At 69.6% G+C, this 15,036-nt stretch carries 12 protein-coding genes; 4 read left to right on the forward strand and 8 right to left on the reverse strand.

From position 1 onward, the window contains the following. Positions 1–169 precede the first annotated feature (169 nt). The 3 genes from ACFY2A_RS26430 to eda all read right to left on the reverse strand — a co-directional run bounded on the left by ACFY2A_RS26430 (position 170) and on the right by eda (position 2,795). A complete protein-coding gene (locus ACFY2A_RS26430) occupies positions 170–958 on the reverse strand; it encodes a hypothetical protein (protein ID WP_387175469.1) in 789 nt (262 codons plus the stop codon). 98 nt (positions 959–1,056) lie between these two features. Beyond that, on the reverse strand, positions 1,057–2,160 hold the full coding sequence (locus ACFY2A_RS26435; RefSeq protein ID WP_387175471.1) for a sugar kinase: 1,104 nt from the start codon (positions 2,158–2,160) through the stop codon (positions 1,057–1,059). Continuing rightward, positions 2,157–2,795 carry a bifunctional 4-hydroxy-2-oxoglutarate aldolase/2-dehydro-3-deoxy-phosphogluconate aldolase gene (gene eda / locus ACFY2A_RS26440; RefSeq protein WP_387175473.1) on the reverse strand — a complete coding sequence of 213 codons (639 nt, stop codon included), beginning with the start codon at positions 2,793–2,795 and terminating at the stop codon, positions 2,157–2,159. Before eda ends, ACFY2A_RS26435 begins: the two co-directional genes overlap by 4 nt. Positions 2,796–2,841: 46 nt before the next feature. Between eda and ACFY2A_RS26445 the strand changes: the two genes are divergently transcribed. Together ACFY2A_RS26445 and ACFY2A_RS26450 are read left to right on the forward strand one after the other, a co-directional pair. Beyond that, positions 2,842–3,618, forward strand: coding sequence for an IclR family transcriptional regulator (locus ACFY2A_RS26445; RefSeq protein WP_387175475.1), 777 nt, complete (start codon positions 2,842–2,844; stop codon positions 3,616–3,618). Positions 3,619–3,701: 83 nt separating this feature from the next. After that, a complete protein-coding gene (locus ACFY2A_RS26450; protein ID WP_387175477.1) occupies positions 3,702–4,715 on the forward strand; it encodes a LacI family DNA-binding transcriptional regulator in 1,014 nt (337 codons plus the stop codon). Between the two features lie 42 nt (positions 4,716–4,757). Here ACFY2A_RS26450 and ACFY2A_RS26455 read toward each other — a convergent pair whose 3' ends face one another. The 4 genes from ACFY2A_RS26455 to ACFY2A_RS26470 are packed head-to-tail and all read right to left on the reverse strand — an operon-like array spanning position 4,758 to position 9,594. After that, on the reverse strand, positions 4,758–6,476 hold the full coding sequence (locus ACFY2A_RS26455; protein WP_387175478.1) for an amylo-alpha-1,6-glucosidase: 1,719 nt from the start codon (positions 6,474–6,476) through the stop codon (positions 4,758–4,760). A 57-nt stretch (positions 6,477–6,533) separates the two neighbouring features. Continuing rightward, positions 6,534–7,355, reverse strand: coding sequence for a carbohydrate ABC transporter permease (locus ACFY2A_RS26460; RefSeq protein WP_387175480.1), 822 nt, complete (start codon positions 7,353–7,355; stop codon positions 6,534–6,536). Then, the gene (locus tag ACFY2A_RS26465; RefSeq protein ID WP_387175482.1) at positions 7,352–8,332 is read right to left on the reverse strand and encodes a carbohydrate ABC transporter permease; all 981 of its coding nucleotides are present in this window, start codon (positions 8,330–8,332) and stop codon (positions 7,352–7,354) included. Before ACFY2A_RS26465 ends, ACFY2A_RS26460 begins: the two co-directional genes overlap by 4 nt. A 14-nt stretch (positions 8,333–8,346) precedes the next feature. Then, entirely contained in the window at positions 8,347–9,594 is a 1,248-nt protein-coding gene (locus tag ACFY2A_RS26470) for an extracellular solute-binding protein (protein WP_387175484.1), read from the reverse strand. A 295-nt stretch (positions 9,595–9,889) separates the two neighbouring features. Between ACFY2A_RS26470 and ACFY2A_RS26475 the strand changes: the two genes are divergently transcribed. Beyond that, positions 9,890–11,722 (forward strand): RICIN domain-containing protein, encoded by a 1,833-nt coding sequence (locus ACFY2A_RS26475; protein WP_387175486.1) that lies wholly within the window; start codon positions 9,890–9,892, stop codon positions 11,720–11,722. Positions 11,723–11,901: 179 nt separating this feature from the next. On the opposite strand, the gene ACFY2A_RS26480 is transcribed toward ACFY2A_RS26475, so the two are convergent. Then, positions 11,902–13,068 carry a cellulose binding domain-containing protein gene (locus ACFY2A_RS26480; RefSeq protein WP_387175488.1) on the reverse strand — a complete coding sequence of 389 codons (1,167 nt, stop codon included), beginning with the start codon at positions 13,066–13,068 and terminating at the stop codon, positions 11,902–11,904. 421 nt (positions 13,069–13,489) lie between these two features. Between ACFY2A_RS26480 and ACFY2A_RS26485 the strand changes: the two genes are divergently transcribed. Next, positions 13,490–14,935 carry a hypothetical protein gene (locus ACFY2A_RS26485; RefSeq protein ID WP_387175489.1) on the forward strand — a complete coding sequence of 482 codons (1,446 nt, stop codon included), beginning with the start codon at positions 13,490–13,492 and terminating at the stop codon, positions 14,933–14,935. Positions 14,936–15,036 lie beyond the last annotated feature (101 nt).

The following is a 15,036-nucleotide window of genomic DNA, read 5'->3' on the forward strand; positions in this document are numbered from 1 at the left end:
ACGTCGGCCTTCTGGAAGTACTCCTGGAGAAGCTCCTTGGAATAGGGCTCTCTCGCAAGGCTGGCGAGCGCCTCCGGGGGCAGCAGCTCGATGACGTCGAAGCGAAGTTCCTCGGGTACGCCCATGATGAATTCGTCCGGCATGACCGGCACTCCTTTCTGGAGGTCGGTCAGTCGATGGTGGAGATCGCGACCGGGCAGGTGAAGGACCAACTGAGGCGTTCGGTGTGCGTCTTCACCTTCACCGCGAAGACCTCGAAGGTCTTCTCCACCGACGCCAGGTGGGCCGTGACGTCGGCGAGGAGGCGTACGTCGTTCGACTGCTTGCCGCGGCTGACGAAGATCCCGGTGGTCACCAGCGGAAGGTTGACGATCGAGATGTGCGGCACCGGGTGCAACGGCGCCCCCGCCACCTGACCGCCGCCGCTGAGGTCGACGAGATCCTTCGGCTGGTTGTAGCGCGCTCCGTCCTCGGTGGTCGCCATGCGGTACTGGTGTTGGATCACGGTGTCGTCCGAGAGGTTCTCGACCCGCCATGCCTGCAGGCTCTCGCTGACGGAACTGCCGATCGTGAGGCTCCCGCCCGCGTTCGTCGTCGGGGTGTCGCCGAACGTGCCGGCGCTCAGGTTCAGGGTGAACTGCGAGGATGAGGTGATGGTGGAGGCGTTCATGGTGGTCGGCGGGGAGTCGGTGCCGACGTAGTACTCCGACGAATCGAGGCGCAGGGTGAGGTCGACCCCCTCCAGGAAGTACCCGCGCTTGTCCTTCTTGTCGTGCTTCATTTTGCCGTCCCGGGCCGCCGCGACGTTTGTGCCTTTGACGTCGACGCTGACGAAGGTGTGATCCTTGAACTCGTCGAGCTGGGTGACGATCGCGTTGAGCCGGAGTCGCACTCCGACAGTCTGGCCGTCGAGGGACTTCTCGACGTAGGTGTCCAGCGAGAATGATTTGTCGCTCATGCAATTCATCGTTCAATCGGGCATCACGAATGACAAGACGTATGTCAATTTCCGCACTGACGCCAATCGAACGTGGATGTCGCTCTTATCCGACAGGGTCAGCGTTGCACCCGGGCGCCGGCCCCGCGCACCAACGCCTCCACCTCGGCCAGACTGGCCATCGACGTGTCGCCCGGCGTGGTCATCGCCAGCGCACCGTGCGCGGCGCCATACTCCACCGCGAGCGTCAGGTCGCCGTCGCGTTCGAGCAGGCCGTAGATCAGCCCGGAGGCGAAGCTGTCGCCGCCGCCGACCCGGTCCAGAATCTCCAGGCCGGGTCGGTGGGTGGCCTCGGCGAACGCACCGCCGGCCCAGGCCACGGCACCCCAGTCGTTCACGGTCGCGCTGCGTACCCCGCGCAGGGTGGTCGCCACCACCTTGAAGTTAGGGTACGCCCGCACCACCGCCTCGATCATCGCCTTGAAGTTGCCGGCGTCCAGCGCACCACTGTGGATGTCGGTGTCCGGCACCGGGAAGCCCAGGCAGGCGGTGAAGTCCTCCTCATTGCCGATCATCACGTCCACCAGGCCGGCGAGTCGGGTGTTCACCTCCCGCGCGCGGTCCGGGCCGCCGACGGCCTTCCAGAGGCTGGGCCGGTAGTTCAGGTCGTACGAGACGAGTGTGCCGTGCCGGCGGGCGGCGGTCATCGCCGCCTCGGCGGTCTGCGCGGCCGTCTCCGACAGGGCGGCGTAGATGCCGCCGGTGTGCAGCCACCGCACCCCGAGCGTGCCGAAGAGATGGTCCCAGTCGACGTCGTCCGGCTTTAGCTGGCTGGCGGCGGAGTGGCCCCGGTCGGAGGTGCCGACCGCGCCGCGTACCCCGAAGCCGCGCTCGGTGAAGTTCAGACCGTTGCGGACAGTGCGGCCGATGCCGTCGTACGGCAGCCAGGTGATGAGGCCGGTGTCGACGCCGCCCTGGAGGATCAGGTCCTCCAGCAGCAGGCCCACCTCGTTGCGGGCGAACGCGGTGACGACCGCTGTGCGCAGGCCGAAGCAGCGGCGCAGGCCCCGGGCGACGTTGTATTCGCCGCCGCCCTCCCAGACCCGGAACTGACGGGCGGTGCGGACCCGACCCTCGCCGGGGTCGAGCCGCAGCATGACCTCGCCGAGCGAGACCAGGTCGTACCGGCAGTCGGCCTTCGGCCGGGGGTTCACCGCGCTCACACCGCACCTCCGGCGGCGGCCAGTGCCTCCCGCGTGCGGGCGGTGATCTCGTCCCACTGCTCGGCGGCGACCAGGTCGGCCGCGACCATCCAGCTCGCTCCGACCGCCAGGACCGCCGGAAGGGCCAGGTAGTCGGCGATCACCGCGGCGGTGATCCCGCCGGTGGGGATGAACCGGACGTCGCGGAACGGTGCCGCGAGAGCCTTGATCATCGCCGCGCCACCGAGCTGTTGGGCGGGGAAGAACTTGACCACGTTCAGGCCGGCGTCGAGGGCCATCTGGATCTCGGTGGCGGTGGCGGCTCCGGGCACCACCGGCACGCCGGCCTGTTGGCAGGCGCGGACCACGGCCGGCGCGAAGCCGGGGGTCACCACGAACCGGGCACCGGCTCCGATCGCCCGCTCGGCCTGTTCGACGGTGAGCACCGTGCCGGCGCCGACGGTCAGGTCGCCGCGGGCGGCGAGCGCCGCGATGGCGTCCAGCCCCGCGGCGGTACGCAGGGTCACCTCGACCGCGGTCAGACCACCCTTGACCAGGGCGTCACCGAGCGGGTCGGCGTGCCGCGCGTCGTCGAGCACCACCACCGGCAGCACCCGCCCGACAGGCAAGCGTTCAGAACCATGAACGTTGGTCACGTACGTGACCCTACTGGAGGCGTACGCCCTTCGCTAGTCTGGCCTTGTGTCCACCGCGCCCGATGACTTCCAGCCCGTGAAGTCGGCTGGACGCACCCTCGACCTGCTCGAACTGCTCGCCGATCAGCCACAGACCTGGGCGCTGGGCGACCTGGCCCGCGCCCTCGCCATCCCGAAGAGCAGCCTGCACGGCCTGCTGCGCACGCTGGTCAGCCGCGGCTGGGTACAGACCGACGAGAGCGGCACCCGGTTCCGACTCGGCCTCCGCGCGCTGCGGGTCGGCGCCGCCTACCTGGACGGGGACGACCGGGTGGGCCTGCTGTCCGGCGTGCTCGACGAGTTGTCCCGTCGCTTCGGTGAAGCCGTGCACCTCGGTCGACTCGACGGCGACCAGGTCGTCTACCTCGCGAAACGGGAGTCGGTGCACCGACTGCGGCTCTACAGCGCGATCGGCCGCCGGCTGCCGGCGCACGCCACCGCGCTGGGCAAGGCTCTGCTGGCCGGGCATCCGGACACCGATGTCGACCAGATGCTGACCTGGCCGCTGGCCCGCCTCACGCCGCACACGGTCACCGACCGCGAGGCCCTGCACGCCGCCCTGGCGACGGTGCGGAACACCGGGCACGCGGTCGACCGGGAGGAGAACGCCGAGGGCATCCGCTGCTTCGCCATGGCCGTACCGTTGGCGAACCCGGCGGTCGACGCGGTGAGCGTCTCGGTGCCCGTCAGTCGCCTGAGCCCGGAACTCGAAGCGGCTATCGTCGCGGCGCTGCGGGAACTGGTCGGTGGCCTCGCCCAGGCCCGGAGCATGCTGATCGCGTGATGTCGGCGGCACGGCGACCTGCATTGACCGTGCCCGACGACCCTCATAACCTGAGGTGAATCGGTTCGACAGCGAGGAGCGGGATGAACATCGGGGAGATCGCCCGCCGCGCCGGGGTGTCCCGCAGCACCGTGTCGTACGTGTTGAGTGGCAGGCGGGCGGTGTCGGAGCCGACCCGGCAGCGGATCCAGGCCGTCATCGACGAGCTGGACTACCGTCCCAACGCGAACGCCCGGGCGTTAAAGGAGGGCCGCACCCGTACGCTCGGCCTGGTCATTCCCCCGGCCAGCCAGCGCCTGACCGACATGCAGCTCGGCTTCGTCGCCAGCGTGGTCGAAGCCGCCGCCCGCGCCGACCTGGACGTGCTGCTCTCCCCGTCCGGCGGCGACCACGACCGGTCGTTCGAGCGGATCGTGACCGGACGCCGGGTGGACGGGGTGATCCTCATGGAGATCCGGCTGGAGGACGACCGGGTGACCCGGCTGCGGCAGAGTCAACTGCCCTTCGTCACCATCGGCCGCACGGCCGAACCGACCGGCACCAGCTGGGTCGACGTCGACTACGAGGGACTGATCGCGCGATGTGTGCACCATCTGGCCGACCTGGGGCATCGGCACGTCGCCCTGGTGAATCGCTCGGCCGAGTTGGTCGCCGCCGGTTACGGTCCCGGGCACCGCGCTCTGGCCGGGTTCTCCCGGGCGGTGGCCGAACGCAGACTGACCGGCGTCGACCTGTGCTGCGGTGACGACGCACCCGCTGGCGAGGCCGCCATGACCCGGCTGTTGACCACCCGTCCGGAGGTCACCGCCGTTGCCACGATCAACGAGGCTGCCCTGCCCGGCGTACAGCGGGCGCTGGAGGCGGCGGGCCGGCTGGTGCCCCGCGACTTCTCCGTCGTCGGGGTCGCCGCCGCGCATTGGGCCGAGGATTTCCGCCCGCCGCTGACGGCGGCGGACGTGCCCACCCTGGAGATGGGCGCCGAAGCCGTGGCGCTGCTGCTGGAACGGATCGCCGCCCCCACCGCCGCCCCCCGCCACCACCTCTACCAGCCCCCCATCTCACTGAGAGCCAGCGCCGGCCCGACCCCACCCACCTGACCACCGGCCCCGACCACCCCCGCCCGCCGACCACGGCGTTGATCAACTGGGTGGGTGGTGGGGGCGACGGCGCTCGTGGGCAGCGGCGAGGAGAAGGTAGCTGCTGGCGGTCCAGGTGTAGGCGCGGTCGCGCAGGCCCGCGCCGGTCTCGGCGTCGAAGTTCTCCGCGAAGCCGGACTTCTCGCACAGGGCACGGAACCGGTGGCTGATCTCGTCGGCGAGCCCGACGTGTCCGGCCCGGCGCAGGCCGTCCTCGATCAGTACGGTGGCCGGTGCCCAGATCGGCCCACGCCAGTAGCCGTCGGCCACGTAGTGCGGCGAGTCGACAGGTTCGGTGGCGAGGCCGTGTGCGGTCAGGTGACGTTTGAGACCACCAGCGAGCCCGGCGCTCACCTCGGCGGGCAGGTCGGTACCGAGCACGATGGGCATCAGGTCGAGCAGGCTGGCGCTCGACCTGGGCTGACCGGTCCGGGCGCTGCGGGCGACGAACCGCTGACCGTCCCAGAGCTCGCTCAGCAGCTCACCTCGGACGTGGCGCGCGGTGCGGCTCCACTGTGCCACCTCCTCGGGCAACTGAAGCTCCGCGGCCAGGTCCGCGAGCTGGTACAGCTGCAACAGCAGCAGGGCGGCGAGGTCCGGGGCCTCGATGGTCCGGGCACCGTCGAAGGTGGTCGCGTTGTCCCATCCACTGTCGTTGCCGTGCTGGTAGTGCGGCAACTGGTGTCCGGGTACCCGGCGGTGGTCAAGCCAGAAGGTCGTCCAGCGGGTGAGCCGGTGGTATATGTCGGACAGTTCGTCGCGCGGCAGCGGCCGGGACAGCCGCTGCCGCAGCTGCCGCAGCGCCCAGCCATGCACGGGCGGCTTGACGTAGTTGTGCAGCACCTCCGAGTGGGCGACCGAGTCCGGCAACGCACCCGTCGGGTCCTGATGGTCGAACGGTATGTGGAACTGGTGCCAGGCCAGGTCGGCGTCCGCCTCGGCGAGGGCCAGGGCGTTGAAGCAGTGGTCCCAGCTCCACACCTTGTTCATCCAGTGCTTGGACATCAGTACCGCCGGTCGGGTGAGGAAGCCGGCCGGCGCGACCGTCGCCGACCACAGCACGTACGTGGCCAACTCGGCGGCGGGAGTCTCGGAACTGCGCCAAGGTGCCAACCGGTCGACGAAGCTGGCGAACTCGGCCGCCACCGACCCGACGAGCTGGTCGAAGTGCCGGTCGCCCGGGTAACGGCGGCGGGCCGACTCGTACTCCTCGACGGCGATCTCCCACGGATGCTCGGCCGGCAGCTCCACGGCCCGCTCGGCGGTGCCGAGCGCCTCGGCACCCACGGCACGCAGGTGGCCGGAGAGGGATGTGACCCGGTAGCGGCGGCCGGTCTCGTACGAGGTGAAGACGTACGAGTCGTCGACCGGGTCGTGGAAGAGGTAGGTGCCGCTGAACGGGGTGAGGGTGTCCTGGGCGGCGGCGATCCGCAGGCCGATTCCGCGACCGCGCAACCGCACGGCGTCCCGACCGTCGTAGGTCAGCTCGATGAGGCCGGTGCGGTTGCGCCAGGTCAGCAGCGCGGCGCTGGCCGTCACCGTGGTGTCGGCCGAGGGCGTCAGCCGCAGCACCGGATGCATCCCGGTCTGGTGTGAGACCAGATGCAGCTCTGGTGCCTGCGTGTGCGCTGCCACTACCGGCGAGATGCTGAACCAGGACCCGTGGTAGCTGAACGGAATCTCCTGGATGGAGAAGGTCGGGCCGGTACGGACGGCGGTCATGATCGACGACTGCCTTTCGGGGTGCGGTTGGTGCGACTGCTCCAAGGGCCGGCCGGATCAGTCCTTGACGGCGCCAGCGGTCACCCCGGCGGCGACGTAGCGTTGGGCCAGGACCAGCAGCAGGGTGGTGGGGATGGACGCCACCACGGCGGTGGCCATGATTGCGTTCCACTGCTGGTTGTTGTTGCCGATGTACTGGTAGATGCCGAGCGTGATCGGCCGATGGCCGCCACCGCCGGCCAAGGTGGAGGCGAAGACGAAGTCGGACCAGGCCCAGAGGAACGCGAACAGCGAGACGGTGACGATCGCGTTGCGGCTGACCGGCAGCACCACCGACCAGAACGTGCGTAGCCGGTTCGCGCCGTCGACAAGCGCGGCCTGGATCAGGTCGTCCGGTATCCCCGACATGAACGCGGTGAAGATGAGCACCGCGAAGGGCACCGCGATCGTCGAGTCGGCCAGGATCAACCCGGGCACGGTGTTGAGCACACCGAGGTTGAGATAGATGGCGTAGAAGCCCATCGCCATGATGATGCCGGGGATCATCTGCGCGATCAGCAGGACGAACCGGATCGCCCCGCCGCCGGGCGGCCGGAGCTTGGCCAGCGCGTACCCGGCGGGCGCGGCCAGGGCCAGGGTGAGCAGCACGGTGCCGAGCCCGACGACCAGACTGGTGCCGACGTACGGCAACTGCTGGCCGAGCACGGCTCGGTAGCCGTCGAGGGTGCCGTCGATCGGGAACAGGTGCGGCGGGCTCTTGCGCATGTCCTGGTCCCGGGTGAAGGAGACGTTGATCATCCAGTAGACCGGGAAGAGCATCAGCCCGGTGAGCATCACCCCGAGCCCGGTTCGCCACCAGCCACGAGTCGGTCGGCTCATGACAGCCGCCGCCGACGCTCGAAGCCGACGTAGAAGCCGCCGGCGGCTACCGCCAACAGGATCAGCAGGTTGCCGACGGCCGCCCCGGAGCCGAACTCGGGCAGCAGGTTGCCGAACCCGAGCCGGTACGACCAGGTGGCCAGGGTGGTCGACGAATCGGTCGGGCCGCCCCTGGTCATGATCCAGATCAGGTCGAAGACCTTGAGCGTGTAGACCAGCCCGAGCAGCAGCGTGATCGCCGAGACCGGGCGCAGCAACGGCCACGTGATCCACCGGAAGCGCTGCCAACTGCCCGCTCCGTCCAGCTCCGCCGCCTCGTAGAGCTGGCGCGGGATCGCCTGCAGGCCGCTGTAGAGCACGACCAGGTTGAACGGGATGCCGATCCAGATGTTGGCGATGATCACCGACACCAGCGACCACTGCGGCGAGGTCAGCCAGTTCACCGCATCCACGCCGACCAGCGCGAGCGCCGCGTTGACCACGCCGGCCTCGCTGTTGAGCAGCCAGGACCAGGTGGACGCCGACACGATCAACGGCAGCAACCAGGGTACGAGGAACAGCGCGCGCAGCGTACGCGAGAGCGGAAAGTGCCGATGGAAGAAGAGCGCCAGCAGCAGCCCGATGGCGAACTGGAAGACCAGTGACGTGACGGTGAAGACCAACGTGTTGAGCAGCGCGGGCGGGAACGTCGGCGCGGACAGCACCGCACGGTAGTTGTCCAGCCCGGCGAACGGCGCACCGCCCTGGACGAAGGAGCGGACCGTGTACTCGCGCAGACTCAGCTCGACGTTGCGGTACAGCGGATAGGCGTAGAAGGCGATCAGGTAGCCGACCACCGGGGCGAGGAAGGCCCACGCCGCCCACTGGGAACCGCCGGGGCGGCTACGGCGTCGGTGTGCCGGTGGGGGCCTGGTCGCCGCCCCACCGGTCTCGCCCACCGTCGCGGTTGGCGGGGTACGGGTGACGTCGATTCCCATGGCGCTGGCCTTGCTCAGCTCGTTGCGCTCGCGGCGGCCCGCTGCGCGGCCGACAGCGCCTCCTGCGGCGGCTGCGCGCCGCTGAGCGCGGACTGCACCGCCGTCCACAACGACTCGGAGATCCTCGGATACCGGGTCCCGAGGTCGTCGCCGGTACGCCCCTTCGCCGCCTTCACCGCCTCGACCCAGACCTTCAGCTCGGCGTTGGCCGCCACCTGTTGCTCCTGCACCGCGGCGACCGGGGCGACGTAGGACAGGGTGGTGTCCGTGGTGAGCAGGTTGTCGCCGTTGGTCAGGCAGGTGACCAGCTGCTGCGAGGTGGCGTACCGCCCGGTGTCGCCCTGCACCGGGATGGAGATGAACTCGCCGCCGGTAGGTGCCGGTGCGGTGCCACCGGTTCGGGCCGGGATGGGAATGATGCCGTACTCGAAGTCCAGCTTCGCCGCGTTGGCCAGCTGCCAGGTGCCGTTCTCGCCGAACGCGTAGTCGCCGCTGGCGAACTCCTGCCAACTGGTGGTCTGCGTGTTGTTGATGACGGAGTTGGGCGCGTGGCCGGCGGCCAGCCAGTCGGTCCACAGGGTCAACGCCGCCACCGCCGGTGGCGCGTCGAGCGCGGTCAACTGGGCACCGGCGCCCCAGAACCAGGGCAGGAACTGGAAGCTGCCCTCCTCGGTGCCGATCGCGGAGAAGGTGATGCCCTTCTTGCCGGCGGCCTTGACCTTGACCAGCGCCGCGCCGAGTGAGGGCCAGTCTGTCACCGTGGCGACGTCCACGCCCGCCTCGGTCAGCAGGTCCCTGTTGTAGTAAAGGGCGAGGGTGTTCGCGCCGATGGGTACGCCGTACGTCTTGCCGCCGCTCTGCCCGGCGCCGAGCAGGTTGGGTTCCATCGTCGACACGTCGAGGTTCGTCTCGTCGGTCGTGGTCAGGGCACCGGCCTCGGCCAGGGTGGAGATCACCGGGTTGTCGATGATCAGCACATCCGCGGAGTTGCCCTGCTGCGCGGCGAGCAACGCCTTGTTGGTCAGGTCGGTGGTGTCGTAGCCGGTCCGTTCGACGGTCACGCCGACCGACGTGCCGCAGTCCTCGAGCAGTCGGACCCAGTCGGAATCGTCGGTGAACTGCGGGTACGGATCCCAGATGGTGTATGTCCCGCCGGCCTCGTTCGACGGGGATCCAGTGGAGCAGGCAACGGCTGTGGCGGCGACGGCGACTGCCACCAGGGCGGCACCGACGGCACGCCCGCGCGGGATGGATCGGGTCATCTGACGCCTCGCTTCGATTTCTGTGGCGGAAGGTGCGCAACATCAACCCACTGTCGAACCGATTCGCCGAACCGGTTCGGCCGACCATAGGCCCGGCCGAGCGACCCGGTCAAGAGCGTGTGAGACGAGGTCCAGCCACGGGGAGAAACTTCCGCTTCACGCTGACGTCACGGCGTTGACATTTACCACCGTAAAATCCTACGCTCCGCAGCGAATCGATTCGCTCCAGCCCTCCAGCCCTCCAGCCCTCCAGCCCTCCGCCCCTCGGACGTGCTCCCGTCGCAAAGGAGTCCCAGTGCCACTCCCCCGCACGAGCAGACCAGGACCTCTCCGCCGCCTCACCGCCCGACTCGCGGTCGGTATCCTCGCGGCTACCGCCGTCGTCGCGGTATCCACGCCGGCCCAGGCGGCAGACGAGGCGATAAGCGTGAACTTCTCGGGCACCGGCGGCGCACCGACGTACCGCGCGGCCGGCTGGATCTACGGCATGACCGAGAACGCCTCCGGCCCGGCCGACCACTTCTATCGGGACGTGAAGTTCCGGTACATGCGTGCCGGTGGCGCACAGCTACCCGGCAGCGGCTGGGTCGGCGGAAACTACGAGCGCCGGTGGAACTCCACCCTCGCCCAGGCTCGCCGGACCAACGCTCTCGGCGGCGAGTTCATCCTCCTGCCGCACGACCTGTGGGGCGCGGACGGCGCCGCGATCTCCCGTTTCCCCGGCGACAACGGCAACTGGACCGACTACGACAACTTCCTCAACCGGGTCATCAGCGACGTACGCGCCGCCGGGCTGACGGTGCAGTGGGACATCTGGAACGAGCCCAACATCACGCTGTTCTGGAACCGCCCGATCTCCCAGTACTTCGAGCTGTGGCGCCGCACCTACCAACGCATCCGGGCCGAGTTCCCCAACCAGCTCATCGTCGGACCGAGCTGCGCCTGCGTACCCTCGACCAACCACGCCTTCTGGAACCAGTACCTGGACTTCGTCCGCTCGACCAGCACGGTGCCGGACATCGTGAGCTGGCACGCCCTCCCCGGCGATCCGGTGGCCAACGTCGCCGCCGCCAACGCGACCCTCGACCCCCGCGGCATCCCGCACCCCCGCCCGTATCAGATCAACGAGTACGCCGCCCCCGACGAGCAGAACCCCGCCGACGGCGCCTGGTACATCGCCCGCCTGGAGCGGGCCCGCGCCGACGGCCTCCGGGCGAACTGGGCCGGCGGCGGCAACCTGCACAACGACCTCGGCAACCTGCTGGTGCGCAACTCCGCCGGGCAGCACCAGCCAAAGGGCGAGTGGTGGGTCTACCGCTTCTACGGCTCGCAGACCGGGCAGATCGTTCCGGTCTCGGCCAGCCCGTCGTACGACGCCTTCGCCACGAAGACGACCGGTTCGGCGAAGGTGCTGCTCGGCGGAGGTCGAACCACCGGCAACCTGACCGTCAACCTGCAACGGCTCGACGCCACCAGCGGCATCGTGCAGAACAACCAGGTCCGGGTGCTCACACAACGGACCCCCAACAACGGCGGCGGCGCGGTGCAGGGCCCGATCACCGTCTCGAACAGCGTGGTGAGCGTGAGCGGCAACAACGCCACCGTGACGGTGCCCTACTTCAACCAGACCGACACGTACACCCTGACCCTGCTGCCGCCCTCCGACGGCGGCTTCCAGTCGGTGGCTGTGGCGCAGCACTCCCAGCAGTGTCTCGACAACACCGACCGCAACACCGCCGAGGGCAACGTGCAGCAGCAGTTCCACTGTGCGGGCGGCGACCAGCAGCTGTGGAACTTCCAGCCGGTCTCCGGGGTGGCGAACACCTACACCGTGGTCAACCAGCAGACCGGCAAATGCCTGGATGTCAGCGGGGTGTCCACCGCCGACGGCGCGGCGGTGCACCAGTGGGGCTGCCACGGCGGTCTCAACCAGCAGTTCACCCTGCGCAAGGTGACCTACTCGGGCAACGATTCACACGACTACCAGTTGGTGGCTCGGCACAGCAACAAGTGCGTCGACGTCAGCACCATCTCCACCGCACCCCGCGCCGTCGTTCACCAGTGGACCTGCAACCCGGTGGGCCAGGGCAGCCCACTCAACCAGACCTGGCGGCTGTGGGGCCGGTGACCGCCGATCCCGGCCGATGAGGAGCCCGCCGGCCGAGGCGGCCCCGCCCCCACCGGGACGGGGCCGCCATGGCGTTGCGGCCGGACGAGGTCAGATGCTTGGTTCCTCGAGGCAGCCAAGTCTTAAAGAGTGGTAACGGTAATGGTCGATGACGTCCTTCGATCGAATTCGCTGCCGGCTCAGCCGACGGTGACCTGGTACAACGTCGTGTTGACCTCGCCGCTGCCGGTGAAGATCTCCGGTCCCGCCTGAACGCTTGTCAGGTACTTCGAGCGGCTCATCCAGCCCCGGGACACCACGTCGTCGGTGAAGTCGCGGATGTTGAGCGTCGCGCTTGTGGTGTTGCTGGTCCGCACGTAGGAGTAGACGTTCCAGGTGCCCACGTAGCCACGCCAGACCTCCCAGGTGGTACCCGCGATGGTGACCGTGCCCTGGCGGCTGCCGGCCGGCGACGCGTTGGAACGGTAGAGCCAGATCATCAGCTCGTCGGTGGGCTGGTCCGCCGAACCCGGGTTGGCCATCGGGTGGAACCACATGTCGTACGCGACGTTCATGTTCGAGGCACCATTGGAGGTGACGTTGAAGCGCCAATTGGTGTTGACGTCACGGTTCGCGGAGAGCTGCACCGGCAACCCGGTGTTCGGCCGCCGCCAGCCCCAGTGCCAACCCAGGATCGCCGCCGCGTACGACTTGACGCTGCTGGCATCGCCGCTCCAGGTGTAGCTGGTCCCCCAGTAGATGGGGTCACCCGGGCCTCCGTTGGACCAGATGCACTGGCTGCCGGTGGCGCCGGTGGCGCCCCACTGGTTGTTGGGGATCCAGTACTTGCCAATGTCGATCAGATCGTCGCTGTCACACAGCCGGCCGGTGGGGGGATAGTCGGGCACCGGCGGCGGAGTGGTGCGGGTCGGCGTCGGGGTCGGACCGGGGTTGCTGGAGCCGGTGCAGGTCACCCCGTTGAGCGCGAACGCGGTCGGCACCGGGTTGCTGCCGCTCCACGAGCCGTTGAAGCCGAAGTTCACGGTGCCGTCGACGCCGATCGCCCCGTTGTACGACACGTTCGCCGCGGTCACCTGCGCGAGGTCCTGGGTCACGGTGGCGTTCCACGCCTGCGTCACCCGCTGTCCCGAGGCGTAGGCCCAGGTCAGCCGCCACGACGACACCGGGTCGCCGAGGTTGGTGATGGTCACGTCGGCGTTGAAGCCGCCCTGCCACTGCGCGGAAACCGTGTACCGGACAGCACAACCGACGGTCGCGGCGTGCGCGACCGCGACCCCGACGGCGGCGGTGACGACCGTGCTGGCCACCGCGGCGGCGAGCAGGGCGAGGCGGGTACGTTTCGCCATTGGTCCTCCTTCAGTCCTGGCCGCCACATGAGCGGCCGGGACTGTTCGCGTTCACGACAGCGACGGATCGACGTGCGGTTCGTGATCGCGTACGGAGGCGGCAGCCGGCAGCGGCGTGTGCGTGGCCCGGGTCGCGCCGGCGGCGCCGATCCTGGCCATCGCGGCCCATCTCGCCCGGCGACCCTGCCCGAGAAAGTCGCCCGGCGGACACGACGCCGGCTCGGTCGCCATGCCCATCATCGATGGCTGACGCTGCGACGGTACGACGGCAGCCGGACGGCAGTCAACGAACCGCTCCGCTCCGCAGGGCCGGTCGGGGTCCACTGTCGACATGTGGTCAGCCCGTCGGGCCGCCGCGTCAGTACGCTGATGCCACCCGGGCTTCGGTGGTGGCCCTGTCGAAAGGTCCAGCATGGCTGGCTTGTCCGTCACACGAATCACGGTTGCCCTCGTCGTGGCGGTCGCCGCCGGGCTGACCGCCGCGCCGGCACCGGCGTCCGCCGACGAGCCGCTCACCGAGGTGGCCGTCGCCCTCACCGGCACGGATTCTGCCGCCTGCGGCGCCCCAGCCGTCCCCTGCCGCACCATCAACCATGCCGTGGGCCGGGTCGCCTCCGGCGGCACGGTCCGGATCGGGCCCGGCTGGTACGACGAGAACGTCATCATCCCGGACGGCCTCGCGGTCAGCCTGATCGGTGCCGGGATGGACGTCACCGTCCTCAACGGACACAAGCGCGCCACGGTGGTCGGCTCGTGGGACGGCGGCGCGCTCGAGGTGGCCGACCTGAGCATCGTCAACGGCGTCGGCGAGGGTGCCCTCGACGGCGGTGGGATCACCAGCGCGGCACCGCTGACCGTGCGGCAGGTTCGGTTGTGGCACAACGCGGCCGAGTTCGGCGGCGGGATCGCGGCCCACGCCACGACCAGGGTCAGCGGAAGCATCATCAGCGGCAACACCGCTCGTTCCGGCGGTGGCGGAATCTTCTCGCGGTTGCACGGGCTGACCCTGGAGAAGTCCACGGTCAGCGGCAACCGCGCCGCCGTCGCGGGTGGCGGCGTCTACGCGGTCTTCGCGTCGACGCGGATCACGGACTCCACGATCACCGGCAACACGGCCGGTACCAGCGCGAGCGGAATCCTCGTCGCGCACGGGGATCTGCGGCTGCGGCACGCCACGGTCGCCGGCAACCAGGGGCCGGCCGCTCTGCTGACCTCCGGGGATCCGAACCGGTCCCACGACATCACCGCGTCGCTGTTCACCGGCAACGCCGGCGGAGACTGCGCATTCACCCATTCGCCCGTCATCGACCCGGCCGATCACAACGTCAGCGCCGACGGCAGTTGTGGCCGGCAGGTGGCAGCGGCCGACATCGACCTGCACCCCGAGGCGGAGGCGGACACCGGCACGACCCCGACCCACGCTCTCGGCGTGGCGAGCACGATCCGCGGCAGCATCCCGGCTGGCGACCCGCTCTGCGACGGCACCGACCAGCACGGCCAGAACCGCCGCCCTTCGCTGGCCGGGGGCTGTGATCCGGGCGCGTACCAGTCGCCGCCGGTGCCATTCAACGCGATCCCGCCGCAACTGAGCGGACTCGACAGCCCGATCGACCCATACGGATCAGTGGGGAGCGCGACGCCGGGGGTCTGGCCGTTCCAACGAAACCTGGTGTACGCCTTCCAGTGGCAACGCTGCCACCACTCCCAACCGGTCTGCGTGTCGATTCCGGACGCCACCAGCAGGACGTACCGGGTCGCCGAGACCGACGCAGGAAGTCGGTTGCGGGTACGGGTCATCGCGACCAGCGCCACCGGGATCAGCCAGCCGGCCTACTCGGCGATCACCGAATCGATCGGCTACGGCTGACCCTCTCCCGCCGACCCGGGCGGGCACCGCGACGGCGGCGACGACGCCCGCCGTGACGAACGAACACCGGCCGTGCTGGACAAGCCCGCACGGCCGGTGTG

The sequence above is a fragment of the Micromonospora sp. NPDC000442 genome (assembly GCF_042898635.1).
Taxonomy (GTDB): domain Bacteria; phylum Actinomycetota; class Actinomycetes; order Mycobacteriales; family Micromonosporaceae; genus Micromonospora.

Bases quoted from the DNA above. Each gene is read 5' to 3' on its own strand.
- ACFY2A_RS26450 (WP_387175477.1), top strand. From the start codon at position 3,702: ATGAACATCGGGGAGATCGCCCGCCGCGCCGGGGTGTCCCGCAGCACC.
- ACFY2A_RS26455 (WP_387175478.1), bottom strand. From the start codon at position 6,476: ATGACCGCCGTCCGTACCGGCCCGACCTTCTCCATCCAGGAGATTCCG.
- ACFY2A_RS26430 (WP_387175469.1), bottom strand. From the start codon at position 958: ATGAGCGACAAATCATTCTCGCTGGACACCTACGTCGAGAAGTCCCTC.
- ACFY2A_RS26460 (WP_387175480.1), bottom strand. From the start codon at position 7,355: ATGAGCCGACCGACTCGTGGCTGGTGGCGAACCGGGCTCGGGGTGATG.
- ACFY2A_RS26465 (WP_387175482.1), bottom strand. From the start codon at position 8,332: ATGGGAATCGACGTCACCCGTACCCCGCCAACCGCGACGGTGGGCGAG.
- ACFY2A_RS26470 (WP_387175484.1), bottom strand. From the start codon at position 9,594: ATGACCCGATCCATCCCGCGCGGGCGTGCCGTCGGTGCCGCCCTGGTG.
- ACFY2A_RS26480 (WP_387175488.1), bottom strand. From the start codon at position 13,068: ATGGCGAAACGTACCCGCCTCGCCCTGCTCGCCGCCGCGGTGGCCAGC.